Genomic DNA, 25,475 nt, shown 5'->3' on the forward strand with positions numbered 1-25,475 from the left:
ATTATTTTCTTAATTCTTTAGATTTCCACTCAAAACTGTCCAACATGTGCATGATATCGTTTTTTATATAGCTAATTGCTGGCGCTAATGAATCGGGTTTTGGGCGGGTGTTAAAATACAAATTGGCCGTTATAAAATGTTTTGTACTGTCGGTTGCGTAAAACTGAATATTTGAAGCACTTTGCCCTTTCAATTCATAAAAATTTCCAAAAACTTTACGTTCTGGATATTCAAAAAACTTGGTATCAATTGCCGATGCTTTAACCGTATGTTCATATACCATCTTTTCCGCTTCTTTTACATGCGCATCAAAATCGTTGCGAATAGGAAAATAAGTAATGAAAACTTTCGCATTCATTTTCGGATAATCGATATAATACCAGCAAGGTTCTTTTCCAGGACTTACTTTTGCAAAATCCGAATATTCAAAACTATAGCCACAAGGTGAAGAAAACGTCTTGTATTGAGGTCTTGGATACTCCAATCTCAATTCGCCATAGGGTTTTGGCACCACTTCTTCCGAACAAGAAACGGCCAATACAGCGATTAATCCCAAAACGATTTTTCTAAACATCCGGCAAAAATACAAATTAGATTTCAGATATGGCTAGGTTTTAAAACCGCCTTACGAATTGATTTTCAATAAAGTTTTGAAGCGGTTTGGGAAACGACTTTCCATGAAAATCTTCCAAATCGGAAATTTGAAGTTGATATTTCTTCGCAAAAGTCTCCAATTCTCGATTCGAAGCCAATTCAACACTATTAATTTCAATTGTTAATTTTCGGTGAGAAAGCTTATGAATCATCGTTTCTTCATGATAAATTACGAAATCTTCCTTTTCAAAATCAGCATTCGGAAATTCAAACAAATTTTTCCAAATTCCCGATTGATCGCGTTGCTGAATTAAAAATTTCTCCCCAAAATGAATAAAATAATACGAAAGCTTTTCTTCCAAAACTTTCACTTTCGATTTTTTAACAGGAAAATCTAAAACGGAATTGGTTTGATAGGCTAAACAATCTTTCGCAATCGGACATTCACCACAAAGTGGATTTCGAGGCTTGCAAATTTCAGAACCCAAATCCATCATGGCTTGATTAAAATCACCCGCTTTTCCTTTGGAAAGGATTCGATGGGCCAAATCCGAATAATACTCAAAAGCTTTGGAAGCCGATATATCAAAAGAATCTGCAAAAACACGAGAAAGTACTCTATAAAAATTTCCGTCCACCGCGACACGATCTTCTCCAAAACTGATACTTGAAATCGCCGAAGCGGTATATTTTCCTACACCTTTCAACTTTAAAATATCTTCAAATTTTGATGGAAAAATCCCGTTAAAATCTTCAACAATTTGTTGCGCTGCTTTTTGAATATTTAAAGCACGAGAATAATATCCCAAACCTTTCCAATAAAGTAGAACTTCCTCTTTTTCAGCACTTGCCAACGAAAAAACATCCGGGAAACGTTCAGAAAAACGTTCGAAATGCGCCATTCCTTGGGAAATACGAGTTTGTTGAAAAATAATCTCTGAAATCCAGATGATATACGGGTCTTTGGTTGTGCGAAACGGCAATTCTCTTCCGAAATGAGCGTACCATTTCAAAAGCTGCTCACCAATGTGAAGAAAATCAGCGTTTTGTTTGTATCGATTCAAAAAATAACTTTATATTTGCAGTCCAAAATTAAAAATAAAATTAGGAAATGACAAAGGCAGAATTGGTAAACACAATTTCGAATAAATTGGGTACTGAAAAGAATGAAACACAGAAAGTTATCGAGGCTTTCATGCAGGAAATCAGAACTTCATTATACACAGGAGAGAATGTATATTTGAGAGGATTTGGTTCATTCATCATCAAAACCAGAGCAGCAAAGACGGGGAGAAACATTTCTAAAAACACAGCAATTGAAATCCCGGCACATAATATTCCGGCTTTCAAACCTGCGAAAACTTTTGTTGACAAAGTAAAAACTAAAGTTACAGTAAAATAAAATCAAATAAGTATTAACACATAAAAAACATTTTTCAACTATGCCAAGCGGAAAGAAAAGAAAAAGACACAAGGTAGCTACTCACAAAAGAAAGAAAAGAAGAAGAGCGAACAGACATAAGAAAAAGTAATTTTTCCTACATAAAAAATATAGTTGATGGATATCTTGTTTATACTTCATCGACTATATTTTTGTTTACAGCAAGATTTTTTTCACCAAAATAACCACTATGAAGAAAGAACTGATTGTTTCTCATGAAGGTAATTCAACAAAAATAGCGCTCCTTGAAGAAGGACGTCTTTTTGAACTTCATGAAGAAACCGGGAACAACGACTTCGTCGTAGGTGATTTATTTTTGGGGAGAATAAAAAAACTGGCGCCGAATTTAAACTCGGCATTCGTTAATATTGGATACGAAAAAGATGCTTTCCTACATTATCAAGATTTAGGACCGGATTATCTGAGTTTCAGAAAATACGTAAAAGACATCTTTTCAAAAAAACAAAACTCTTCTAGCTTAAAAATCTTCGAAAAGCAAGCCGAAATCGACAAAAACGGAACTGTGGACAAGGTTCTTGCAAAAGACGACGTCGTTTTATTGCAAATAACCAAAGAGCCTATTTCAACAAAAGGGCCTAGAATATCCACCCAAATCTCCATTACAGGACGATTTTTGGTATTGATTCCGTTCGATAATAAAGTTTCTATTTCGAAGAAGATCAAAAGTTCAGAAGAAAAAGAACGTCTTAGAACGCTTATTGAGAGCATCAAACCGGAGGGTTTCGGCGTGATCATCAGAACCGTTGCCGAAGGCAAAAAAGTGGCTGAATTGCACCAAGATATGGGCTCTTTGGTTTCCAAATGGGAAACGGCGTTTAAAAACATTCAAAAACAAAAAGTTCCGTCTAAAATTCTCAGCGAAGAAGACATTGCATCAGCAATCTTGCGAGATAACTTTAACGCGGACTACGTAAACATCATCTGTGATGATGAGCAAATGGTGAATGACATGAAAAACTATGTTGATGTCATCGCACCAGAACGAAAAAATATTGTGCAATTCTACGACTCGCATATTCCGCTATTAGAATATTACAACGTAGAAAAGCAGCTGAAACAGAGTTTCGGGAAACACGTGAACATTCCTAGCTCCAAAGGAGCCTATCTTGTGATAGAGCATACCGAAGCTTTACACGTTGTAGACGTAAACTCAGGACCTAATATTTCTGCAGCGACTACCAACAAAGAGCACGCGCTTATGGTAAACAAAATGGCTGCTACAGAAATCGCAAGACAATTGCGATTACGAGATATGGGAGGTATCATTGTTGTGGATTTTATCGATATGGTAAATCCAGAACACCGAAGATTGCTGTACGAACATTTTCGCGAAGAAATGAAGCGTGACAAAGCAAAACACAAGATATTACCTCCGAGCAAATTTGGATTAATCCAAATGACAAGACAACGTGTACGCCCAGAGAAATACATCGAGACCAACGAGGAAAACCCGAATGTAGATGGCGAAATACACGCACCTATTGTTATTGTGGAACGTATTGATGAAGCAATACGTAACATTATGGCAAAAGAAAAAGGAAAACTTTTTCTCCACGTTCATCCGTTCATTGAAGCTTTTTTAACAAAAGGGCTGATGAGCATACAGATGAAGTGGTTTTTAAAATACAAAAAGTGGGTCACGATTATTCCGAGAGACTCATTTAAGTATCTTGAGTTCCGCTTGTATAATAGCGACAAGAAAGAGCTCTTTCAATATTCCAATTAAGACGGTATTACAGTTTTAAACAACCTAAAATACATCATCTTCCGCCGCACAAAGTGCGGCGGATTTTTTATGCAAAAAAGGCACCCAAACCGGATGCCTTAAATACAAAGAAAATGTGTATGAAAAACTAATCTAAAGAGATTCAAATTTAATTGCAGTTCCTCCGCCTGGTGCTAAATTAAGCTCTAGAACCGTTTTGGAATTCACCTTTTTAGTTGTGATTTCTACTGGATATGGATTCGACTTATAATCTGCTCCTTTTCCATCTTGATAAATCACCGCTTTATAGGATTTATTCTTTGGTAAGAACGACAGCGAAACTTTCAGTTTTCGTGCGTCTTTATTCGTAATACTTCCCAAATACCAATCGTCGGATTTACGATCTTTACGAACCACAGTCGTGTATTCACCAATTTTAGAATCCAAAAATTTCGTATCTGCCCAAATCGCAGGAACTTCTTTCACAAATTCAAATTCTGGTTTTCCTTCGTAATTTTCAGGAAGATCCGAAGCCATCTGAATCGGACTGTACATCACAACATACAAAGCCAATTGTTTTGCTAAAGTCGTTTGAACACGCGCTCCAGAAGGAACTTTATAACTTAAATCAAACGTACCTGGTGTAAAATCAAAAGGTCCCGAAAGCATTCTTGTAAACGGCATAATCGTCGTGTGTTCTGGTGGGTTCCCACCATCCGCAGACCACGCATCATATTCTTGCCCTCTTCCCCCTTCTTGACTCACCAAATTTGGGTAGGTTCTTTGCAATCCCGTTCCTTTAACTGGCTCGTGATTGTTGATCATAATTCCGTATTTGGCTGCTGTCTCCACTACTTTTCGGTAATGACGAACGCCGTATTGCCCATCATGCCATTCTTTTTTATCCAAATATTTGTTTACGTACCCCGTTTTCACCGAGTTGACACCCAAACTTTGATAGAGTCTGAACGCATCTTCCATTTGACTTTCATACCCTCGAGTTGCGCCCGCCGTTTCGTGATGTCCAATTAAGCGAACTTTCTTATCTCGAGCATAATCGGTAATCGCTTTGATGTCGAAATCAGGATAGGCTTTTGTAAAGCTAAAACTATTACCATCAGCCGTCCAATCTCCGTCCCAACCTTCATTCCAACCTTCGACAAGAACGCCATCTAGTCCGTGTTTAGCCGCGAAATCGATATATCTTTTCGTGTTTGCTGTTGTTGCACCATGTTTTGGACCTTGCCCCCAAGAGAACGTTTCCAAATGCATTCCCCACCAAATACCGATGTATTTTGACGGTTGTAACCACGATTCATCCGCAATTTTTGAAGGTTCATTTAGATTCAACATCATCGTCGATGTTGCTAAATCACCTGCTTTTTCACCTGTGATGATAATTCTCCAAGGCGTGTTAAATGGCGCCGTCGTGTACACTTTTACCCCATCCGACCAAGGAACTAATTCGCCTTTGTAAACGCTTCCGTTTTCTCTTTTTAACGTCATGGATGCAAAATCAGTAAGATTTGCTTCATGAATCGCAAAAAAATTTCCGTCTTTGGTTTCAAAAGTGGCCGGTGTATTGATGGTATCCGTTTTTGAAATCGGCGTTTTACGATATAAACTTTCGTAATACGAATTTTCACGATGAACAGGAATCCACCAAACATCGATATCACCATTGATTGCGAACTCCGTTTTTTCGTCTTTAATACGAACGTTCCGAAGATTTTCCTGCTTCGGAAAAAGATATCTAAATCCTACTCCATCATCAAAAGCACGAAATTCTAAATTCACCAATCTCGGTTGGTTCGACGTTTCTTTAAGTTCGAGTTTCAGTTCGTTGTAGTGATTTCGAATGGTTGAAAATTCACCTAAAGGTATATTCCAATTCTCATCAAAACTTCTTTTTTCAGAATTCACCACTTGAAGATTCGCGCCAATAGGCTGTTCTCCAAAAAAATTAAAACCTAAAGCCGAAGGCTTGATGATTTCCTTACCTTTAAACTCAACACTATATTTCAGTTTTCCCGCAGCATCTTGCTCCACTTTCACTTTGTTTTTCCCGTTGGGTGAAACCAATTGAAAAACCTGCTGCGCATGAGCAAAAATGAATCCGAGACAACTAAAAATTAAAATACTTGATTTCCTAAACATATTTCCTTTTCATTTAAACTATTGAATTTGACTTAATTTACTTATCGCTGTAGTTGCTTGATTGGCTGCAAAAAGAGCGGCAACCTCATCTAATTTTCGTTGAACATCCGAATTACTAGGATATTTCTTTCTCAACTCAAACAACTTGAAGATTTCCGGAAAAACATCCGTTTTTTCTTGAACCCCAGCGAAATTTTTCAGTTTTTGAACATACGAGAATCCAAACTCTTTGGTCGGTTCAATCATCGTTCCTTCCCCGAAATCGTTCCACGTGATTAATTGAAGATGCTTTAAACCTGAATTTTTCGCCAAGTTTAAGGTTTCATCGAACGTCGCTCCGTTGTTATGCGGAATACTCCATCCCATATTGCTACCGCCTCCACCTTCAGCATAATAATCTACAAATCCTGGATAAGCACCAGCAATCGCTGTTTTCAAGGTCTTAATTCTGTTTGTGTAAAAATCCACTAGCGCATTACTATCCTTGTACACCCACGCAAATTCCCCTTGAGCATTTGCTCCTGCCTGATCAGATTGATTCCAAAGCGTTAAGAATTCTGGTTTTTGCTCAATCACTGAAAATGCCGTTGTCCACTGATTTGGAGTTGTCAAACTAATGGGACCAAAATTGAGTAACAATGGTTTTCCGTTAAGTTTTATATAGTTGGAATCTCCAAAATAATGCTTGTTCATATAAAAAGCATCCACACGAGCAGCACTCGCAATTGTTGGCGCTAAGCCAGCTCCTACAATATCCGGTAAGAAACGATCTTCGTAAACTAAAGCGTAATTCATTCCCAATTTCTTACACATCTCAATAATTTGCTCAGAGTTGATGCGATTGTCTTTAAAATCATTCAAATCGAACGAACCATACCAGTTTATCAATAAACCATCGACACCTGAATATTTCATCGTTAGCAAATGATTTTCAATCACATAAGGATCTCCACTATGGTACGGACCAATCATGGGATAGTAGTGCGAAGCAATCTCCCGTTTGCCGTCTGGTGAAATTTTATCTGGATTTTTATTTGCCATCGTCCAATGGTATCCCCATTTCCCGTTTGCCGAGCTTTCGTTGGACTCAAACCATGGCATATAGTGCATATACAACTGCATGGAATTGGATTTTGGAATCGCTACTGGCGATGGATATTCTACCGTCCCACCTCCTTCGGAAGGACTATCATTATCGCTACAATACGTAAGCGAAATACAAGCAGCTGCTAGAGCCACCATCGAAAAAATTCTTTTCATAATCGTACGTATTTACTCTTAATAACCTGGATTTTGTTTCAAATTTGTATTGGTAATCAACACTGTTGATGGAATTGGGAAAATATTTCGATAAGCTGCTGTTGCTCCTTTTTCCCACCATGGCTTGAAGAAAGTTCCGAAACGAATATTCGTTGTTCTTCTCTGTCCTTCGAAAATGAATTCTTTCATCAACTCTTCGTTCAGATAATCCAATGTAATATTATCTGGAGCTTTGGTTCCTGTTCTAGCTAAAACTTGATCCACAAGAGGTTTTGCTAAACTTGGATTTCCCATTCTCACATGACATTCCGCTTGAATCATCAACATTTCTGCATAACGAACCAACACCCAATCGTGATCTCTTTCGTACTTTTCACCCGGCTTTTGCTCGTATTTGTTGATTCTTGCTCCTTCATTTTCTTTCGCACTAGCCAAACTGGTGATGTTTTCAGTATAGGTCAAAGGTTCGCCATTATCCATTACAATTGTGCTTCCTGTAGCCAAACTAATTTGATCTCCAATTGCTAAAGATTTTCTTCGTTTATCTTCTTCGCTAAACGCTGAATAAACGCCTGGCTGCGCCGAAATTCCGTTTGCACACCAAGGATAATCTCCGTTTGCTGCAACCGTAAATCTGTGTAAATAGTGGAAACTCATCGATCCGATGTAATTACCCACCGTTCCTGCTTTTGAATCAAAAGGAATAGAAAGGATGATTTCAGGAGAATTTTGATTTTCAACTAAGAAATTCCCAAAATAATCTCCATTTAAAGAGTGTCCTTGTACACTTTGAGCCGCTTTTAAAGCATCTGCCCAACGTGCTTTTCCTGTATAGACTTCCGCATTCAGATACAAACGAGCCAACAAAGCATAAGCAACATTTTTGGTGAATTTTGAATAGACTACACCACTTTTTAAATGCGGTAATGCGTCATTCAATTCTTTTTCAACAAAATTGAAAACCTCAGCTCTTGACGAGTTGGTTGGCAACGTTAAGTCCGCAAAATCCGTTACGATGGGAACATTTCCGAAAATATCCAAAAGCAATAGATAATAATACGAACGAACTGCCTTCAATTCAGCATAGATAGGTTCCTTTTCTTTGGTAGAAAGTGCTGATTTATCAATTTGATAAATAATAGAATTTACTTTTGCAATTCCGTTATACGCATATCTCCAAACCGAGAATACCAAAGGGTTTTGCGGCGTCCAGTCGTGTCTTTGCATTTCTTGATAACGCCCACCATCGTACCAGTTCACACCACGAGTTGGAATAGTCGCTTCATCCGAAGATACTTCGTTAATGAAAAACACTTCGGTCGTAGGAAACGATGTCGTGATTTCATCTGAAAAACCTCGTAATGACGAGTACGCACCTCCCACCAACGCTTGAACTTCGGCAGGTGTCGTCCCAAAACTTCCATCCGGAACCGTGCTATAAAGCTCTTCGTCCAGATTGGTACACGAAACGGCCAAAACCGCACTTAACATGAATGATAAAAATATTTTTGTTTTCATTGTGATCAATAATTTTCAAAAAGATTAATTAGAAAGGGTGAAATTAAGCCCCATTGAAATCGTTCTCGGTCTTGGATAGTTGTTGAAACGATCAATTCCCGGACTTGCTAAACCTGTGTTATCCACCTCAGGATCGGTTCCTGAATATTTCGTAAACACCCATAAATTCTGTCCTGTTAGATAAATTCGTAATGAAGTTCCGTAGTTTTTCAAAGGAACGGTATACCCTACCGTCACATTCTGGATTCTAAAAAACGACGCATCTTGAATCCAATAGCTAGAATACGTAGGTGAAGATTTTACTGGAGACGATAAAAACGCATCCGGAACATTGTACGCCGGAAGTCTGTTTCTATCATACAACATCATTTCTGTCGCATTCAAAACATCTTGACCGAACATTCCGTATCCAGCAATCGACATATCCAATCTCTTGTAAGAAAAGTTGAAATTAACCCCAACCGTGAAATCCGGCTGAACATCTCCAATTTTCTTCTCCTCATCGCTCAAAATAAAGTTTCCTTTATCATCCAGTCCAAGATATTCTCTTCCCCAGAAAGTTCCTACAGGATAGCCTTCTGCAATAATCTGCGCATATTGGTTACTCATTCCTGAAAGCCCATGTAATGAACCTGATTGAATTAAATCGGCTTGATAAATTTTATTACTTAATTTTTCGATTTTCTGCTTGTTGGTTGCAAAAGTGAAATTTCCACTCCACTTAAAATCCTCGGTTTTAATGAAATCTGCATTAATAGCTGCTTCAAAACCTTTATTACGCATCGTTCCTACGTTTGCCAACATGGTTCCTACCAAATATGGCGGTTGCGGAACTTGGTATGTATACAACAAGTCGTCCGTCTTTTTATCGTAATAATCTAGGGAAACATTCACACGATTGAACAAGCTAAAATCCGCTCCGATGTTAATCTGCTTCGTTTCTTCCCATTTCAAATCTGGGTTTGCATTCTGAACTGGAGAATACGCCAAAGCCCAAGTTCCCGTTTCTGGATTGTAATAACTGTCTTGCCCAACACCTAAAATCGAAAGCGACTTGTACTCACCAATACCATCTTGGTTACCTGTGATACCGTATCCCGCTCTGAATTTCAAATTCGTTAACCACTTGCTCGCTCCTTCCATGAAGTTTTCATCACTAACGCGCCATGCAACGGAAGCCGATGGGAACGTTCCCCATTTGTGATTCGCACCAAAACGGCTTGACCCATCACGACGAATCGTTCCAGTGAAAAGGTATTTTCCTGCATAGCCATAATTTAATCTTCCGAAAACCGAAGCTAAATTGGATTTTCCTTTGTAGGAATACACATCACCTAAACGGTAATTGCTTCCTGCTCCTAAATTATTGTACCCAAACAAATCCGTTTCGAAACCACTTCTTTGCGCGCCAAAACCTTCGTAAACATTCTCTAAGAATGAGTATCCCGCCATAGCACCAAACGTATGATCTGCCCACGTTTTGTTGTAATTCAAATACGTTTCAATTTGAGAATTCAAATATTCACCGTAGGTTTTTTGTCCCCATCCTTTTTCATTCATCCCTTCCATAATGGCGTACGAAGGTTTGTAGTTGCCACCTTGCGTCCCATTATATTCCATAGAAACATTTATAACACCTTTCAAATCATCGCTAAATGAAGCTTCCGTTTTTGCAAATCCCATCAAACGAATTTTCTTCATATCCGACGTTCGGTTATTCATCAACTCCACTGGATTTTCGTAGATAGAACCTCCAACAGACGTATATTTTCCATTTGCATCACGAACTGGAATGGTTGGATTTAGATTGAATGCTCTTTCGAAAATTCGATAATCCAACGGATGCCAACGATCCATATTCGCCATGATTCCTAAATCAAATTTCAATGCTTTTTGCAATGCATATTGATATCCTGTGATATTCGCACTCAAACGATTTAAGCCTGTTGTTTTGATAATCCCTTGGCTATCCAAATACGACAAAGACGCTCTAAAACCGCCATTATCTCCAGCCGTTGACAATCCTAATTCATGTTGCTGACTAAACGAAACGCGTTGCAATTCCTTTTGCCAATCGGTGTTTCCACCATAATCAACCGCTCCCGAGATATTGTTATCACGAACGTACTTCCTCCACTGATTAGCTGAAAGCATATCTACATTATTCGATGCGTAACCAACTGCTGCGTAATTATTGTAGGTGATTTGACTACGTTTCAAACCGCTTTTTGTTGTAATGATGATCACACCATTCGCACCTCTAGAACCGTAAATTGCTGTTGCCGAAGCATCTTTCAATACATCAATGGATTTAATGTCTGATGATTGAACGATATTGATATCAACCCCAGGAATTCCATCAACAACCACTAAAGGATTGTTGCTTGCGGTAAGCGACGTCCCTCCACGCAAACGAATGGAAGCTCCCGAACTTGGGTCACCCGTTCCTTGCATAATCGTAAGACCTGCAACGCGCCCTTGTAAAGCCTGTTCCGTAGATGTTACCACACCTTTCATTAAATCATCCTCATTCAAACTTGTAATTGCTCCGGTTAAATCTCTCTTTTTCACAGATCCATACCCAACAGCAACAATTTTCACCTCTTCAATTTCGGTTTCTTTTCCTAACGTATCTTTTACAGCCTTTTCATCTGTATTTTGTGCAAAAGTCAAGGAAGATGCCAAAACCACAAGTCCTAAGGCAACCAATCTTTTAATGGAAGAATGCTTTCCTATTATATCTGTATTCTTATTCATTTTGTTCTCACTTTAATGGTTAATCTAATTGCTTCAATGGTATATTAGTATCAAGAATTGTCTTGTCTTTGTTGTCTTTCAGTAAAAGATGGATTTCTTTCACATCAATTCCTTCCAACTCAGTTACAATATTGATAAACCCTTTAATTTCTAGCTTTGTTCCGACAAATTCACCTGTAAATTTCTTAGCTCCGGCCGTTACGGTATAAATTAATTTTGTTACTCCTGACTCGTTATTGGTACGAATAATTCCAAGTAAATCTCTCTTGCTAATTTGTTTCGGGAACAAAACCAAAGCTGGCGGCGGCGGCGGAACAACGGCTCCTGCATAAATCACCTGATCACCAGAATTCGCTGCCCAATCTTGCTTCACAAAAAGGAAGGTTATATTTTGCATTGCATAATCATCTGGTAAGCCGTAGTAGGTTTTCGGAACTAAATCCATTTTATACAATCCGTTTCCTAGGTCTTTTAACTGAGTTTTAGCTGCAATTTCTGGCAACCAAGCTTGATATTCTTGCTTAATATCCCAGTCATTAACACCACTGTGGAAATGAACCGTTCCCGGCCCATCAAAACCAGCAACCATATTTGAATTGAATAAAATACTCATTCCTGCATCCGCAGTTGGCGCAGCTGGATAGGTTTTGAACATTACTTTTTCTCCTAAGAATGATGAAAAATCAGTGTAGGTAACGTTAACAACCTCCGATTGTTGACTTCCGTTTTTGTTTTTAAGACGCATCCAAAAACCTGCACTTCCTTTGATTTGCTCTTCCGTCATTTTAAAATACTCAGTCGGCGTCAAAGTAAAACTCCAGATCATATTTCCTTCATACTTCAACTTGGCAAAATCAGAAGAGTTTTCCCAGTTTTCAGCATCCGGCTCTGAAGGTGACCAAATCCACATAAACAAATCCTGATTCTCTGCAAAACCAGAACTCGAAAGATCGAAATACCAAGTCACTTTTTCATTGTACTTGTACACAACGGGATAAGACCAAACTTTGTCCGGTGCTCCCAACGTTTGTGTTTGTGCATTCATCAAATTTGATTGAATCGCAAAAAGTGAAAAGAGTAGAAATAATACAATTTTTTTCATGGTTATTCGAATGCTTTAAGTTTATAATTGTACGATACGAAAGGGGTTCCTCCCGAAGTTCTTTTTAACTGAAGCTCCATCTCCTTTTGCCCACCAGGAACAGAAACGAAATTCAATTCATCAATTTTTTGAGACTTGGCTGCATCTTTATACAAATACAATTTCACCGCTTCTCCACCCGTCAACTGGAAATCGTTACTCAATGCCCAATATCCTTTTTTCAAGAACAAAGCAGGAACGTCACCCGAAACTTCATACGTAGTTGGTCTATTTTTTTCATCTACGTTTAACGTAATCATGAAATCTGGAAAATTGAAATACGAACTGATGTTTTGATCAACAGGAGTAAGTCCTCCACTTTTTGCAATCTCATCAGTCATCTTAAGATTCATAAGATACCAGCTTCCATTCACTTTTTCATAGAGTGTAATTGGCTCAACAAAGGAACCATCATCCACGTCGTTGCACCCCAAAAACATGGCGCAAACACCTAAAAAGTAAAGTTGTTTAATTTTCATAGTGACGATTTTTTTATAGTTATAGGACGAATCTACTTTTTTGACTATCCTAAAAAAAAATATTCTAAAAAAATCAAGATAAATTGTCTAACAAAATAATTTCAAAACTCTTATTATCAACATTATACTTGAATTAACAAGAAAATAAAATCAAGAAAGAATTGAGAAAATCAAGGTGATTTTTTTAACAAATAGTAACATTTTGTTATAATTTATTTGCATATTTACCATCCAAATGTTACAAAATCTTAACATTTGATGTTTTTAATGGATTTATACAGCACGACGTATCGGATGAAATATTTAAGGTATTCTTTAAAATTAGGATGCTTTCTTCTCCTATTTTTTGCTAGCACTTTCTCGGGACAATCCAATGATGCATTATTACGTGATCTAGACAAAAATTTGTCTGAAAAAAAACTATTTGTAAAAAAGAAACAGAACAAAATCCGAAGTATTGAAGCGCAAATACATAAAAACAGACTGGCGAACGACGACGATGGTTTGTATGAGAACTATCTCGATTTATACCAAGAATATCGATCGTTTAAGTATGACTCTGCATATCATTTTGTTGAATTATCAAAGCAAATAGCGAATAAGCTAAATTCTCCAGAAAAACTTACCAAATCAAAAATTCGAGAATCGTTTATTTTGGTTTCTGCAGGCTTGTTTAAAGAATCATTGGACACATTGAGTAGTATTCATATCGAACCATTCCAGCCAGCAATAAAATTTGATTATTACATTACGTATGCTCGTGCTTACTATGACCTTGCCGATTACAATAAGGATGAGCGTTTTAGCATAAAATATCTTCAAAAAGGAAATGAATTATTAAATCAAGCTATTCAATATGCAGAGCCAAATAGTAATGAATATTGGTATTCGAGAACATTAAAACTTTTAAAATACAATGAAAGAGATCAGGCTCAACAAGAATTTCTAAAATGGATTGCTCATGGAAATTTGGATTCCTACTATGGAATTGCGACCTCAAGTCTTGGTTTTATCTATTTGGATAATGGGGATTCGGAAAAAGCGATACATTATCTAACATTAGCAGCAATTTCTGATGTAAAAAACGCCACGATGGAAACGGTTGCGCTCCGAAATCTTGCCAACGAACTCTATAAAAAAGGGAAATACGAAAAAGCGAATGAGTATATTGGAATCGCGATGGATGATGCTACGTTTTATAACGCTCGACATCGAAAATTTGAGATTTCAACCATTCTTCCGATTATTGAGAAAACGCAACTTGAAAAATTAAGTCAAAAAAGTTGGCTATTGACCATTGCAACGGTAATTTTAGGCTTACTTCTTTTGGTGTCAATCGTTTTCCTGTACATCATTTTCAAACAATTAAAAGAACGAAACAAGTCGAGAAAAGTTCTCAATGCGTCGCTATCCAACTTCAAAGAAATCAATAAAAACCTCAGCGAAGCCAACACGATTAAAGAAGAATATATTGCGTATTTCATTAACGCCATTGCGGATACCATCAACAAAATTGAAGGCATCCACAAAAGTACCATCCAGAAAATAACCAATAACAAGCAGAATGAAGCGATAATTTCGCTCAAGAAATACAATACAAAGCTGGAAAGAGAGCATATGTTCAAACAATTTGACGAAATTTTTTTGAAGCTCTTCCCAACATTTATCGACGAGTTTAATCAGCTTTTTCCAGAGAAGTATCAAACCTTTCTTAAAAAAGGTGATTTACTGAATACAGAGCTTCGAATTTTTGCGTTGTATCGTTTAGGAATTCGAGACTCCAATCAAGTGGCCAACTTTCTGGATCTTTCTGTAGCGACAATTTACACCTATAAAACAAGGACTAAAAGTAAATCAGACCACAAAATTGAGTTCGAGCGAAAGATTATGGCAATAAAATCCAATTAACGAAGATTATCCTTGAGTAATCTCAAATTTTATCCTATCTTACTCTATATTTTGATGAAATGCAAGTATTTGGAAAAGACCTAATTAAGAAAATAAAAGCAGCAGAATTAACCGGTGAGCGCTCGCATTGCATTTACTCACCACCATATCGACCACTGTATTCGGAAGAAGAGATTTTTGAGAAAAATCCAAAATTGGCAGCGGTAAACATTCTCTTGTATCTTAAAGACGATCGTTGGTATTTTCCTTTAATATTGAGAAGTGAGAACGAAAAAGATCGACATAGTGGCCAAGTTTCCTTACCTGGAGGAAAAAAAGAAGAAGCTGACCTTACATTTCGGGAAACAGCAGTTCGAGAAACAGAAGAAGAAATCGGTGTTGACCGTCATTATATTCGTGTCATTCGAGAATTGTCTCCAATTTATATTCCGCCAAGTAATTTTTACGTTCATACCTACATTTCATTCACCAAAAAAAATCCTGCTTTCACCTTGCAAGAAGGAGAAGCTGTGGAATTAATTGAATTTCCGATAGAATCTATTTTGAATTTGGACGAAGAACCAGAAATGATGGCTTTACCGTCATCTCGTGGAATTGAAGTCCCTGTAATCACCTTTGAAAATTACATAATTTGGGGTGCAACTTCAATGATTTTAAGTGAATTCCGTCAACTGCTCAAAAATTTGTAAATTCGCAGCATTGTAGCAGAATAATGGCTAAGAAGAATATATTTTTTGATGCATTTGGAACACCGTATTTCCTGAAGAGATTGGTGATTTTTATTTTCGGTTTGATTTCGTACCGACGATTCAACGGCTTTAACAAGTTGAAAATCAGCGGAACAGAAAACCTAGTTGACTTACCCGATTCCAATGTGCTTTTTGTATCCAACCACCAAACGTACTTTGCCGATGTTGCGGCGATGTATCACGCATTTTGCTCGGTGAATAATGGGTATTTGAATACGATAAAAAATCCGATTTATTTACTCAACCCAAAAGTTGATTTTTACTACGTAGCAGCGGAAGAAACCATGAATAAAGGTTTTCTTTCTAGAATCTTTAAAGTTGCTGGAGCGGTTACGGTAAAAAGAACGTGGCGTGCCGAAGGCCAAAACGTGAACCGAATGGTGGATTTAACAGAAGTAGAAAACATCATGAAAGCCCTTGATAACGGTTGGGTAATCACATTTCCGCAAGGGACAACATCTGCTTTTGCACAAGGAAGAAAGGGAACCGCAAAATTGGTAAAACAACAAAGACCTATCGTTATTCCGATAAAAATTAATGGTTTCCGGAGAGCTTTTGATAAAAAAGGCCTAAAAGTAAAAGTGACTGGTGTAAAACCTACGATGGAGTTTAAAGCGCCATTGGATATCGATTACGATAACGAAACGCCACAGCAAATCTTGGATAAAATCATGATTGCCATTGAGCAAACGCAAGATTTTAATATTCTTCACGAATACGACCAAGAAAGGAAACAAAAACAAACGGATTCGCCCAATTCTTAATTCAGAATTTCATTAAAGTATGATTGATTTTTCTGGTATTTCTGCTCAGCAAACGAAAGTTTTGCTTTACAGAACACAACCACAGACAAACGATATTTTAGATTTCATCTTCAATTTTCACGGAAAGCAAGTTGATTACTTTGTGGAAGATGAAACCTATGCACCCAAAGCTGATTTCGTTCTGTTAAAAACGGATAACGCAGATTTTGCTTCACAATTTGCGCCAACGATAGGTTTTATTGGGAACGATGAAAATCCTGAGAATCCAAATGCAATTTTAAGTTCGATAACCGGTGGCGGAATTGTAGTTTATCCTGAATTTTATTCAGATTGGGACAGAGCTGTTTTACAAACCACCAATTTCTTTCGAAAGATTCCCTATTCAGCAACTAGAACAATATCTTCTAACGAAAAAGTAATTTTAGATACCGAATTTGGGGAAGTTGAATTTCCAATTTCGGATGCAAAAGTTCAGAAAGAAATTCTAGGATTGATGCATTTTTGCCAACATATGGGCATTATGGATGATGACTTTTACGAAGCGCTTACCGCTTATTTTTAACAATTTACAAAACAACATACAAGGGCCAATTTCTTTCGAAATTGGCCTTTTCATTTGAAATTTTTAATTGAATTCGTATTTTTTCAAATTATTAGTATCTTTAAGAACATCAATTTTACAAAACTCATGCACTACATTTCACGTGGGGAAATTCCACAAAAAAGACATACGATTTTCAAATCGCCAGAAGGTAATTTTTACTATGAACAATTGTTCGGAACTGAAGGTTTTCACGGAATTTCTTCGTTGTTGTATCATGTTCAAAGGCCTACGCAAATCAAGTCAATTGGGAATGTAGTAGATGTTACGCCAAAAGTAGCTGTTGAAAAAAATGTGACGCCTCGACGTTTTCAAGGAAAAGATATCAAAGCGGAAAAAGATTTTCTGAAAAGTAGAAAAATCCTCATGTTCAATAACGATTTGAAAATGGGATTAGCAAAACCAACCGATTCCATGAAGTATTTCTACAAACATGGCGAATGCGACGAGTTGTATTTCGTGCATGAAGGTTCCGGAGTATTGAAAACGATGTTGGGAAATTTACCATTCAGTAAAGGCGACTATTTGATAATTCCACGCGGAACCATTTATCAAATGGAGTTTGAAACATCGGAAAATGTTTTATTTTTCATTGAAAGTCAATCGCCAATTTATACGCCAAAGCGCTATAGAAACGAATTTGGACAACTTTTAGAACATTCGCCATTCTGCGAACGTGATGTTGTTGTTCCAGAATTTGTTCCACCAGTGGACGCCAAAGGCGATTTCTTGATTAAAGTAAAAAAAGAAAACCAAATCACCGATTTTATTTATGCAACGCACCCTTTTGATGTCGTTGGTTGGGACGGTTTTTTCTATCCATTTAAATTCAACATCAAGAATTTTGAACCGATTACAGGGCGAATTCATCAACCGCCACCAGTTCATCAAAATTTTGAGGGTCACAATTATGTCGTCTGTTCATTCTGCGCACGGATGTACGATTATCATCCTGATGCAATTCCTGCGCCGTATAACCATTCCAATATTGATTCTGACGAAGTTTTGTTTTATACCGAAGGGGATTTTATGAGCAGAAATCACATTGATTTAATGGATTTCACGCTTCATCCTGGCGGAATCGTTCATGGTCCGCATCCTGGAGCGATGGAACGAAGTATTGGAAAAAAATTCACCGACGAATATGCGGTAATGGTTGATCCTTTCCGACCGTTAAAAATTACGGAAGATGCTATAGCCGTAGAAGACGAAACCTACAAAACGTCTTGGCTAGAGTAAGTCCAACCATTTAATTTACAAAAACATACCCGAAATTTTAAATCCATCAATATGATAGATTTCAGCTAGGAATTCGTCAAAAATTTTTAGCTTTAATATCTTTAAAACTATTTTTATGATTGAGTTTGTGAGTGCCGAAGAGGCTATTTCCGAGATTAAAAGCGGAGATCGAATTTTTTCTCACGGTTCGGCTTGTACCCCGAACATTCTTTTGGATGAATTAGCACGACAAGCAAGTCGACTTTCGGATGTCGAATTTGTTTCGATTACCCAACAAGGCCGTGTTGAAATCGCAAAACCCGAATATAAAAATAGTTTTTTCATCAATTCGTTATTTGTTTCGACGCCTGTGCGCGAAGCCGTGAATTACGAAAATGGTGATTTTATTCCGATATTTTTAAGTGAAATTCCAACGTTGTTTAAAGGCGGACATTTACCATTAGATGTTGCATTGATAACGGTTTCACCACCTGATCATCACGGATATTGTACGCTAGGAACGTCTATTGACGTTGCGAGATCTGCCGTAGATTCGGCAAAAATGATTATTGCCGTTGTCAATCCTAAAATGCCTCGAACGTATGGTGATTCCATGATTCACAAAAGCAAAATCCACAAAATGGTTTGGAGCGATGAAGACCTTCTAACAATTGATTACAGTTCAAAAGTCGGTGATATCGAACGTAAAATTGGTGGTAATGTTGCTGAATTAATTGACGATAAAGCCACACTCCAAATGGGAATCGGAACCATTCCCGATGCGGTTTTACAAGCTTTAGGAAATCACAAAGACCTTGGAATTCACACCGAAATGTTGAGTGATGGCGTTATTGATTTGATAAAAAATGACGTTGTCAACAACAAATACAAAGGTTTCCATCCGAACAAAACCATTACAGCTTTTTGTTTTGGAACACGCAAACTTTACGATTTCGTTGATAATAATATTTCCATCTCGTTTATGGATGTTGAGCACGTTAATTTCCCGATTAACATTATGCAAAACAAGAAAATGCATGCCATTAATTCAGCCATTGAAATTGATTTAACAGGACAAGTTTGTGCCGATTCTATTGGCTCTTATCAATATTCTGGAATTGGCGGACAAATGGATTTCATGCGTGGTGCCGCTTTAAGTGAAGGTGGAAAACCAATTATGGCGATTTCTTCACGTACCAAAAAAGGACTTCCACGAATTGTTCCGTATTTAAAACAAGGCGCTGGCGTTGTTACCACTCGAGGTCACGTTCATTATGTGGTTACGGAATACGGAACAGCTTATTTGTATGGAAAGAATTTAAAACAGCGAGCGCGAGCTTTAATTGAAATTGCGCATCCCGATGATCGCGAAATGCTTGAGAAAGCGAGTTTCGACCGTTTCAGAAATTTCTAAATCAAAAAGTAATTTTTCGTCCGTCCTGAAATAGGAAAAAAGTCTTGTCAAGAGCCTTTCTAAATTAAATTTCCTAGCAAATATCATCCTCTCGAAAAGGCTTTTTTCGTAAATTTGAAGGAAAAGAGAGCAATCTGAAAATGAATGGAATTTTCCCACTCATTTTTGGATAAAAATTGGAATTTAATAGTAAAGAAATGATAGAACGAATTAGATTAGAAAGCCTGCGCGACAAGGTTACGACGGCCGAAGAAGCAGCCAAGCTTTTCGAAGACGGCATGGTTGTGGGCGCTAGTGGTTTCACCAAAGCGGGCGACAGCAAGGCGGTTTTAGCAGCTTTAGCGGCGCGTGGCACGAACGAAGATCTTAAAATCACTTTAATGACGGGGGCTTCCCTTGGACATGACACCGATGCAAAATTGGCGAACGCGGGAGTTCTTAGTAAAAGAATGCCTTTCCAAGTGGATAGAACGCTTCGTGACAAAATTAACAAAGGAGAAATCCTTTTCATTGACCAGCATTTAAGTGAAAGTGCGGAGCTATTGCACAACAAAAACCTTCCACCAGTAGATATCGCTGTAATCGAAGTCGCGTATATTGATCGTGACGGAAGTTTGGTTCCGACAACATCGGTTGGAAATTCGGTAACTTTTGCGGCGCTTGCAAAAAAAGTAATTCTAGAAATCAACACCCAAGTTCCGGAGTCGGTTTATGGAATTCACGATATCTATCAAGCGGAAGATTATCCACATCGAAATGTCATCCCAATTGTAGCACCATGGAACAAAATTGGACGAAAAACCATCCCTGTTGATCCTTCTAAGATCGAAGCGATTGTTTTCACCAACTTAAAAGATAGTCCAGCAGACATCGTTGATCCCGACGAAAAGACGACTGCTATTGCAAAACATATTCTGAATTTCTTTGAAAATGAAGTTCGTTTGGGACATTTAACAGATCGTTTACTTCCTTTACAAGCGGGAATCGGAAAAGTTGCGAATGCGGTTCTTTCTGGATTTAAAGATTCAAATTTCTACGACTTAACGATGTTTTCAGAAGTTCTTCAAGACAGCACGTTTGATTTAATTGATGCGGGAAAATTAAGTTTTGCATCAGCGTCATCGGTTACCGTTTCTGAACAATGCTATAACCGCGTCTTCAATAATTTGGATAAATATCGAGACAAATTTGTTTTGAGACCGCAAAACATTTCCAACACGCCGGGATTAATTCGTCGTTTAGGAATTATCGCCATTAACACCGCAATAGAATTTGACATTTATGGAAATGTAAATTCTACGCATATCAGTGGATCGAAAATTATGAATGGAATTGGTGGTTCAGGAGATTTTGCAAGAAACGCCTATTTAAGTATTTTCGTAACGCAAGCAGCATCTAAAAACAATGCTATTTCGCATGTTCTACCGATGGTTTCGCATACCGACCACACAGAACATGATGTGGATGTTTTGGTTACGGATATTGGTTTGGCCGATTTACGAGGTTTAGCACCAAGAGAACGTGCGCAAACGATTATCAACAATTGTGTTCACCCGGATTTCCGTGATGAATTGCAATCGTATTTTGACAGAGCTTGTGAACGAGGTGGCCACACACCACACCTTTTAGAAGAGGTTTTCAGCTGGCATATGCGTTTGAAAGAAACGGGAAGCATGAAAAAAGAAGCCGCTACGGTTTAAAAGAATCATAGTACTACTATAAAGTCTGCATTTTTTGCAGGCTTTTTTATTTCTAAGATTATATTTTAAAGTTTAAATTCTATTTAAATGAAAGTTTCTGAATAATTTTCGCATTTCTCTACTAAATTTAAAGAGAAAATAAAAATCATGTAAAATGCATTATACCAGCAATTTACATCACCCTAATTCAGCATCAAAAAATAAACTGAATATTTGTATATTAGGGCAAATAATAAAAAACCATCATCATGTCAAACCTAACCTTTGCAGAAAAAATAGCACAGGCAGAAAATTTTCTTCCAATAAACGGAACAGATTATATTGAGTTTTATGTAGGAAATGCGAAACAAGCCGCTCACTTTTACAAAACCGCTTTTGGTTTCCAAAGTGTTGCGTATGCAGGACCAGAAACTGGTGTTCGCGATCGCGCATCGTATGTGATTCAACAAGGAAAAGTACGTTTGGTTTTAACCACAGGATTACGTTCAGATTCTCCAATTAACGAGCATGTAAAAAAACATGGCGATGGTGTCAAAGTTTTGGCTTTATGGGTAGATGATGCCTATGCTGCTTTCGAAGAAACAACGAAAAGAGGAGCGCAACCGTATTTGGAGCCTACAACTTTAACGGACGAGCATGGCGAAGTTCGCATGTCCGGAATTTATACCTACGGAGAAACCGTTCACATGTTTGTAGAACGTAAAAACTACAACGGAGATTTCATGCCGGGTTACCAAAAATGGGAATCAGATTATCAGCCAGAAGAAACAGGTTTGTTGTATGTTGATCACTGTGTTGGAAACGTAGATTGGGATCGCATGATTCCTGTTGTTCAGTGGTATGAAGACGTAATGGGATTCGTAAATATTTTAAGTTTTGATGACAAGCAAATCAACACGGAATATTCAGCTTTGATGTCTAAAGTAATGTCCAATGGAAATGGATATGCGAAATTCCCAATCAATGAGCCAGCAGAAGGGAAGAAAAAATCTCAAGTGGAAGAATATTTAGACTTCTACGAAGGTGAAGGCGTTCAGCACATTGCTTTAGCAACGAAAGATATTGTACATACGGTTACGGAATTGAAAAAACGTGGAATTGAATTCCTTTCTCCTCCTCCAGAAGCGTATTACGAAATGATTCCGGAACGTGTCGGAGCCATTGATGAAGATATTAAAAAACTTCAAGAATTAGGAATCTTAGTGGATTGTGACGAAGAAGGTTATTTGCTTCAGATTTTCACAAAACCGGTTGAAGACCGCCCTACTCTTTTCTACGAAATTATTGAAAGACATGGCGCTCAAAGTTTTGGTGCCGGAAACTTCAAAGCTTTATTCGAAGCATTAGAAAGAGAGCAAGCTCGTCGAGGAAATTTATAATTTTGGTGTAAAAATTGCTATTTTCGTGGCTAAATAAAAACACATGAAGAAGATTTTCGCATTCACTTTATTCTTAGTTCTAGCTGGTGCGGCGCAAGCTCAATACGGTTCTATAAATGCAATTTTGGATCGTCTAGAAGAAAAAAAAGGAATTAATCAAAACTTGACTCACGTTGATATCGATAAAAAGAAATTTATGTTGGTGAAAGATTTTGAAGATCATACCGAACGAAATTTCGTCATTTTGGATGGCAATAAAGTGACCTATGTGGAACTTTTTGACGACAAAGCAGATGGAAAAACCAGTTCGAATGTTTTTTCTGGAGATTTCGTCCGCAGCAATAAAAATATCATTTCGGTACGATGTGATCAATTGGAAGGCAAAAAAATACCCATTCCAATAACCAAAACCTTTCTTTTGACGCAGCAAAAAAAGATTTTATATCTCGTTGACGTCAACAATAAAGACCGATGGATAGACGAAAGTTCATTTTCGAAGAAATAAGCAATACGCCAGATAACTTAAAAGTTCAGAATTTCATTCTGAACTTTTTTTAGTACTTTTAGGCTACAAAATTACGTGTATGAAATCATTTGTAAATTACCATCCAGAATCCGATTTTTCAATTTATAACATCCCTTTTGGGGTTGCTGTTTTCAACAAAGAATACATTGCGTGCGCCACCCGAATTGGCGATATGGTTGTTGACCTTGCGACTTTGTACGATTTCGGATACTTCGATGAAATTACGGAACTTAAAGAAAACGTTTTTGAAGCGTATACGCTAAACGAATTTATAGAATTAGGAAAACCGATTACCAATGCGGTTCGTGAAAAAATTCAACAACTTTTAGCTGAAGATTCTGCTTTGTCGAAAGATGAAAAAACCATTCAAGATTGTTTCTACGACTTAGATAAAGTAGAAATGATGATGCCGGTTCATGTACAGAATTATACCGATTTTTATAGTAGTATAGAACATGCAACTAACGTTGGAAAAATGTTTCGTGATCCTGAAAACGCGCTTTTACCCAATTGGAAACACCTCCCTGTAGGTTATCATGGTAGAGCATCATCGATTGTCGTTTCAGGAATCAACTTCCATAGACCAAAAGGTCAAATGAAACCTGCTGATGCAACGAAACCTGTTTTCGGACCATGTAAACAATTGGATTTCGAATTAGAAATGGGGTTCATCGTTAATAAAAATACAGAATTGGGGGAATCTATTTCTGTAAAAGATGCGGAAGATGCTATTTTCGGCTTGGTTTTGTTCAACGATTGGTCTGCACGAGATATTCAAAGTTGGGAATACGTTCCGCTAGGTCCATTTTTAGGGAAAAATTTCTGCAGTTCTGTTTCTCCTTGGGTCGTAACCTTGGAAGCTTTAGATCCATTTAGAACGACAACACCAACACAAGATCCAGAAGTTCTTGATTATTTGAAATTTGAAGGGGATAAAAATTACGACATTCAATTAGAGGTTGGTTTGCAACCTGAAAATGGAGAAGAAAATGTTTTAGCAAAAACGAATTTTAAATTCATGTATTGGAATATGTGTCAGCAGCTTGCGCATCACACCGTTAATGGTTGTAATGTGGAAGTTGGCGATTTATATGCTTCGGGAACGATTTCTGGAAGTGAACCATCGTCATTTGGTTCCATGTTAGAGTTAACTTGGCGCGGTCAAAATCCAATCACTTTATCCAACGGAAGTTCAAGACAATTTATCCAAGACGGAGACACGATAATTATGCGTGGTCATGCCGAAAACGGAGAAATCCGAGTTGGATTTGGTGAGGTAAAAGCGAAAGTTCTTCCAGCGTTGTAAATTCAAAACTCATGAAAACATTCAATCCAAAGGAAGTTTCTTCACAACAACTACAAACTCTAATGCAAACGGCAATTGCGCCAAGACCAATTGCTTTAGCATCAACGATAAATCAAAAAGGTGAAATCAATCTTTCACCTTTTAGTTTTTTCAACATGTTCAGTACCGTTCCGCCAATTGTGATTTTTTCACCTTCGAGACGCGTTCGGGACAACACAACAAAACATAGTTTAGAAAACGTTCTCGAAATTCCTGAAGTGGTTATTGGAATTGTAAATTTCGACATTGTACAACAGATTTCTCTTGCGTCAACAGAATACGAACAAGGTGTAAATGAGTTCATTAAATCAGGGTTAACGATGACCGATGCCGATTTAGTTCAACCCAAACTTATTTCCGAATGTCCTGTAAATTTTGAATGTAAAGCTCTTGAAGTGAAATCTTTAGGCGATCAAGGTGGCGCAGGAAATTTGGTGATATGCGAAATTTTGAAAATCCACGTTAGAGAAGAATATTTAGATGAAAATGGAATTCTCGATCAGAAAAAGCTGGATTTAGTCGCGCGTTTAGGTGGAAATTGGTATTCCCGAAATAACGAAGCCAATTTATTTGAAGTTCCGAAACCTTTAGTAACTAAAGGAATTGGATTTGATCGACTTCCAAAAGCCATTCTAGAAAGTAAAATTTTAACTGGAAACGATCTCGGAATGCTTGCAAATGTTGAAATATTAAATGGAACTCAATTTTCCAGCGATCCTGAAAAACACCAAAAAGCGCAACTTCATCTTCAAAAAAATGATATTGAAGCGGCTTGGAAAGAGCTTTCCGAATAAAAAA

21 protein-coding genes are annotated in these 25,475 nt (G+C 37.5%); 13 read left to right on the forward strand and 8 right to left on the reverse strand.

The features are described from left to right. Nucleotide 1: 1 nt before the first annotated feature. Both gldD and mutY read right to left on the reverse strand, forming a co-directional pair. Nucleotides 2-574, reverse strand: a complete 573-nt coding sequence (gldD, locus tag AC5XHR_RS04790; protein WP_495949631.1) for a gliding motility lipoprotein GldD — start codon at nt 572-574, stop codon at nt 2-4. Nucleotides 575-614: 40 nt separating this feature from the next. Beyond that, complete coding sequence (mutY, locus tag AC5XHR_RS04795; protein ID WP_495949632.1) at nt 615-1,658, reverse strand: A/G-specific adenine glycosylase; 1,044 nt, start codon at nt 1,656-1,658, stop codon at nt 615-617. A 47-nt stretch (nt 1,659-1,705) separates the two neighbouring features. Here mutY and AC5XHR_RS04800 point away from each other — a divergent pair, with 47 nt between their 5' ends. Both AC5XHR_RS04800 and AC5XHR_RS04805 read left to right on the forward strand, forming a co-directional pair. Beyond that, on the forward strand, nt 1,706-1,996 hold the full coding sequence (locus AC5XHR_RS04800; protein ID WP_495949633.1) for an HU family DNA-binding protein: 291 nt from the start codon (nt 1,706-1,708) through the stop codon (nt 1,994-1,996). Between the two features lie 229 nt (nt 1,997-2,225). Beyond that, entirely contained in the window at nt 2,226-3,782 is a 1,557-nt protein-coding gene (locus AC5XHR_RS04805; protein WP_495949634.1) for an Rne/Rng family ribonuclease, read from the forward strand. 132 nt (nt 3,783-3,914) lie between these two features. Here AC5XHR_RS04805 and AC5XHR_RS04810 read toward each other — a convergent pair whose 3' ends face one another. From AC5XHR_RS04810 to AC5XHR_RS04835, 6 genes are read right to left on the reverse strand one after another with little or no spacing between them, the layout of a single operon-like run. Continuing rightward, nucleotides 3,915-5,918, reverse strand: a complete 2,004-nt coding sequence (locus AC5XHR_RS04810) for a glycoside hydrolase family 97 protein (protein ID WP_495949635.1) — start codon at nt 5,916-5,918, stop codon at nt 3,915-3,917. 18 nt (nt 5,919-5,936) lie between these two features. After that, a complete protein-coding gene (locus tag AC5XHR_RS04815; protein WP_495949636.1) occupies nt 5,937-7,178 on the reverse strand; it encodes a glycoside hydrolase family 99 protein in 1,242 nt (413 codons plus the stop codon). An 18-nt stretch (nt 7,179-7,196) separates the two neighbouring features. After that, on the reverse strand, nt 7,197-8,696 hold the full coding sequence (locus AC5XHR_RS04820) for a RagB/SusD family nutrient uptake outer membrane protein (RefSeq protein ID WP_495949637.1): 1,500 nt from the start codon (nt 8,694-8,696) through the stop codon (nt 7,197-7,199). A gap of 24 nt (nt 8,697-8,720) precedes the next feature. Further along, complete coding sequence (locus tag AC5XHR_RS04825; RefSeq protein ID WP_495949638.1) at nt 8,721-11,453, reverse strand: SusC/RagA family TonB-linked outer membrane protein; 2,733 nt, start codon at nt 11,451-11,453, stop codon at nt 8,721-8,723. Nucleotides 11,454-11,472: 19 nt separating this feature from the next. Next, on the reverse strand, nt 11,473-12,555 hold the full coding sequence (locus AC5XHR_RS04830) for a hypothetical protein (RefSeq protein ID WP_495949639.1): 1,083 nt from the start codon (nt 12,553-12,555) through the stop codon (nt 11,473-11,475). A gap of 2 nt (nt 12,556-12,557) precedes the next feature. Continuing rightward, nucleotides 12,558-13,073, reverse strand: coding sequence for a DUF5004 domain-containing protein (locus AC5XHR_RS04835; protein ID WP_495949640.1), 516 nt, complete (start codon nt 13,071-13,073; stop codon nt 12,558-12,560). Between the two features lie 294 nt (nt 13,074-13,367). On the opposite strand from AC5XHR_RS04835, the gene susR reads away from it, so the two are divergent. From susR to AC5XHR_RS04890, 11 genes are all read left to right on the forward strand, one after another. Next, nucleotides 13,368-14,981, forward strand: coding sequence for a SusR family glycan utilization regulator (gene susR / locus AC5XHR_RS04840; RefSeq protein WP_495949641.1), 1,614 nt, complete (start codon nt 13,368-13,370; stop codon nt 14,979-14,981). A gap of 59 nt (nt 14,982-15,040) precedes the next feature. Next, the gene (locus tag AC5XHR_RS04845) at nt 15,041-15,670 is read left to right on the forward strand and encodes an NUDIX hydrolase (protein ID WP_495949642.1); all 630 of its coding nucleotides are present in this window, start codon (nt 15,041-15,043) and stop codon (nt 15,668-15,670) included. 23 nt (nt 15,671-15,693) lie between these two features. Continuing rightward, complete coding sequence (locus tag AC5XHR_RS04850; protein WP_495949643.1) at nt 15,694-16,494, forward strand: lysophospholipid acyltransferase family protein; 801 nt, start codon at nt 15,694-15,696, stop codon at nt 16,492-16,494. 19 nt (nt 16,495-16,513) lie between these two features. Beyond that, nucleotides 16,514-17,056 carry a hypothetical protein gene (locus AC5XHR_RS04855; protein WP_495949644.1) on the forward strand — a complete coding sequence of 181 codons (543 nt, stop codon included), beginning with the start codon at nt 16,514-16,516 and terminating at the stop codon, nt 17,054-17,056. Nucleotides 17,057-17,182: 126 nt separating this feature from the next. Further along, entirely contained in the window at nt 17,183-18,334 is a 1,152-nt protein-coding gene (locus tag AC5XHR_RS04860) for a homogentisate 1,2-dioxygenase (protein ID WP_495949645.1), read from the forward strand. 115 nt (nt 18,335-18,449) lie between these two features. After that, the gene (locus AC5XHR_RS04865) at nt 18,450-19,727 is read left to right on the forward strand and encodes an acetyl-CoA hydrolase/transferase family protein (RefSeq protein ID WP_495949646.1); all 1,278 of its coding nucleotides are present in this window, start codon (nt 18,450-18,452) and stop codon (nt 19,725-19,727) included. A 197-nt stretch (nt 19,728-19,924) separates the two neighbouring features. Further along, nucleotides 19,925-21,427, forward strand: coding sequence for a succinyl-CoA:acetate CoA-transferase ScpC (gene scpC, locus AC5XHR_RS04870; protein ID WP_495949647.1), 1,503 nt, complete (start codon nt 19,925-19,927; stop codon nt 21,425-21,427). A 248-nt stretch (nt 21,428-21,675) separates the two neighbouring features. Continuing rightward, on the forward strand, nt 21,676-22,806 hold the full coding sequence (gene hppD, locus AC5XHR_RS04875; RefSeq protein ID WP_495949648.1) for a 4-hydroxyphenylpyruvate dioxygenase: 1,131 nt from the start codon (nt 21,676-21,678) through the stop codon (nt 22,804-22,806). A 43-nt stretch (nt 22,807-22,849) separates the two neighbouring features. Further along, nucleotides 22,850-23,311 (forward strand): hypothetical protein, encoded by a 462-nt coding sequence (locus AC5XHR_RS04880; protein ID WP_495949649.1) that lies wholly within the window; start codon nt 22,850-22,852, stop codon nt 23,309-23,311. Nucleotides 23,312-23,390: 79 nt separating this feature from the next. After that, complete coding sequence (gene fahA / locus AC5XHR_RS04885; RefSeq protein ID WP_495949650.1) at nt 23,391-24,638, forward strand: fumarylacetoacetase; 1,248 nt, start codon at nt 23,391-23,393, stop codon at nt 24,636-24,638. A gap of 11 nt (nt 24,639-24,649) precedes the next feature. Continuing rightward, on the forward strand, nt 24,650-25,471 hold the full coding sequence (locus tag AC5XHR_RS04890; RefSeq protein WP_495949651.1) for a flavin reductase family protein: 822 nt from the start codon (nt 24,650-24,652) through the stop codon (nt 25,469-25,471). Nucleotides 25,472-25,475: the final 4 nt, after the last annotated feature.

This window comes from Kaistella sp. CFF1-2 (assembly GCF_059509915.1).

What these genes read in the sequence shown, in the direction of transcription:
- gldD (WP_495949631.1), bottom strand. Translation starts at nt 574, where the DNA reads ATGTTTAGAAAAATCGTTTTGGGATTAATCGCTGTATTGGCCGTTTCT.
- AC5XHR_RS04800 (WP_495949633.1), top strand. Translation starts at nt 1,706, where the DNA reads ATGACAAAGGCAGAATTGGTAAACACAATTTCGAATAAATTGGGTACT.
- AC5XHR_RS04805 (WP_495949634.1), top strand. Translation starts at nt 2,226, where the DNA reads ATGAAGAAAGAACTGATTGTTTCTCATGAAGGTAATTCAACAAAAATA.
- AC5XHR_RS04810 (WP_495949635.1), bottom strand. Translation starts at nt 5,918, where the DNA reads ATGTTTAGGAAATCAAGTATTTTAATTTTTAGTTGTCTCGGATTCATT.
- AC5XHR_RS04815 (WP_495949636.1), bottom strand. Translation starts at nt 7,178, where the DNA reads ATGAAAAGAATTTTTTCGATGGTGGCTCTAGCAGCTGCTTGTATTTCG.
- AC5XHR_RS04820 (WP_495949637.1), bottom strand. Translation starts at nt 8,696, where the DNA reads ATGAAAACAAAAATATTTTTATCATTCATGTTAAGTGCGGTTTTGGCC.
- AC5XHR_RS04825 (WP_495949638.1), bottom strand. Translation starts at nt 11,453, where the DNA reads ATGAATAAGAATACAGATATAATAGGAAAGCATTCTTCCATTAAAAGA.
- AC5XHR_RS04830 (WP_495949639.1), bottom strand. Translation starts at nt 12,555, where the DNA reads ATGAAAAAAATTGTATTATTTCTACTCTTTTCACTTTTTGCGATTCAA.
- AC5XHR_RS04835 (WP_495949640.1), bottom strand. Translation starts at nt 13,073, where the DNA reads ATGAAAATTAAACAACTTTACTTTTTAGGTGTTTGCGCCATGTTTTTG.
- susR (WP_495949641.1), top strand. Translation starts at nt 13,368, where the DNA reads ATGAAATATTTAAGGTATTCTTTAAAATTAGGATGCTTTCTTCTCCTA.
- AC5XHR_RS04845 (WP_495949642.1), top strand. Translation starts at nt 15,041, where the DNA reads ATGCAAGTATTTGGAAAAGACCTAATTAAGAAAATAAAAGCAGCAGAA.
- AC5XHR_RS04850 (WP_495949643.1), top strand. Translation starts at nt 15,694, where the DNA reads ATGGCTAAGAAGAATATATTTTTTGATGCATTTGGAACACCGTATTTC.
- AC5XHR_RS04855 (WP_495949644.1), top strand. Translation starts at nt 16,514, where the DNA reads ATGATTGATTTTTCTGGTATTTCTGCTCAGCAAACGAAAGTTTTGCTT.
- AC5XHR_RS04860 (WP_495949645.1), top strand. Translation starts at nt 17,183, where the DNA reads ATGCACTACATTTCACGTGGGGAAATTCCACAAAAAAGACATACGATT.
- AC5XHR_RS04865 (WP_495949646.1), top strand. Translation starts at nt 18,450, where the DNA reads ATGATTGAGTTTGTGAGTGCCGAAGAGGCTATTTCCGAGATTAAAAGC.
- scpC (WP_495949647.1), top strand. Translation starts at nt 19,925, where the DNA reads ATGATAGAACGAATTAGATTAGAAAGCCTGCGCGACAAGGTTACGACG.
- hppD (WP_495949648.1), top strand. Translation starts at nt 21,676, where the DNA reads ATGTCAAACCTAACCTTTGCAGAAAAAATAGCACAGGCAGAAAATTTT.
- AC5XHR_RS04880 (WP_495949649.1), top strand. Translation starts at nt 22,850, where the DNA reads ATGAAGAAGATTTTCGCATTCACTTTATTCTTAGTTCTAGCTGGTGCG.
- fahA (WP_495949650.1), top strand. Translation starts at nt 23,391, where the DNA reads ATGAAATCATTTGTAAATTACCATCCAGAATCCGATTTTTCAATTTAT.
- AC5XHR_RS04890 (WP_495949651.1), top strand. Translation starts at nt 24,650, where the DNA reads ATGAAAACATTCAATCCAAAGGAAGTTTCTTCACAACAACTACAAACT.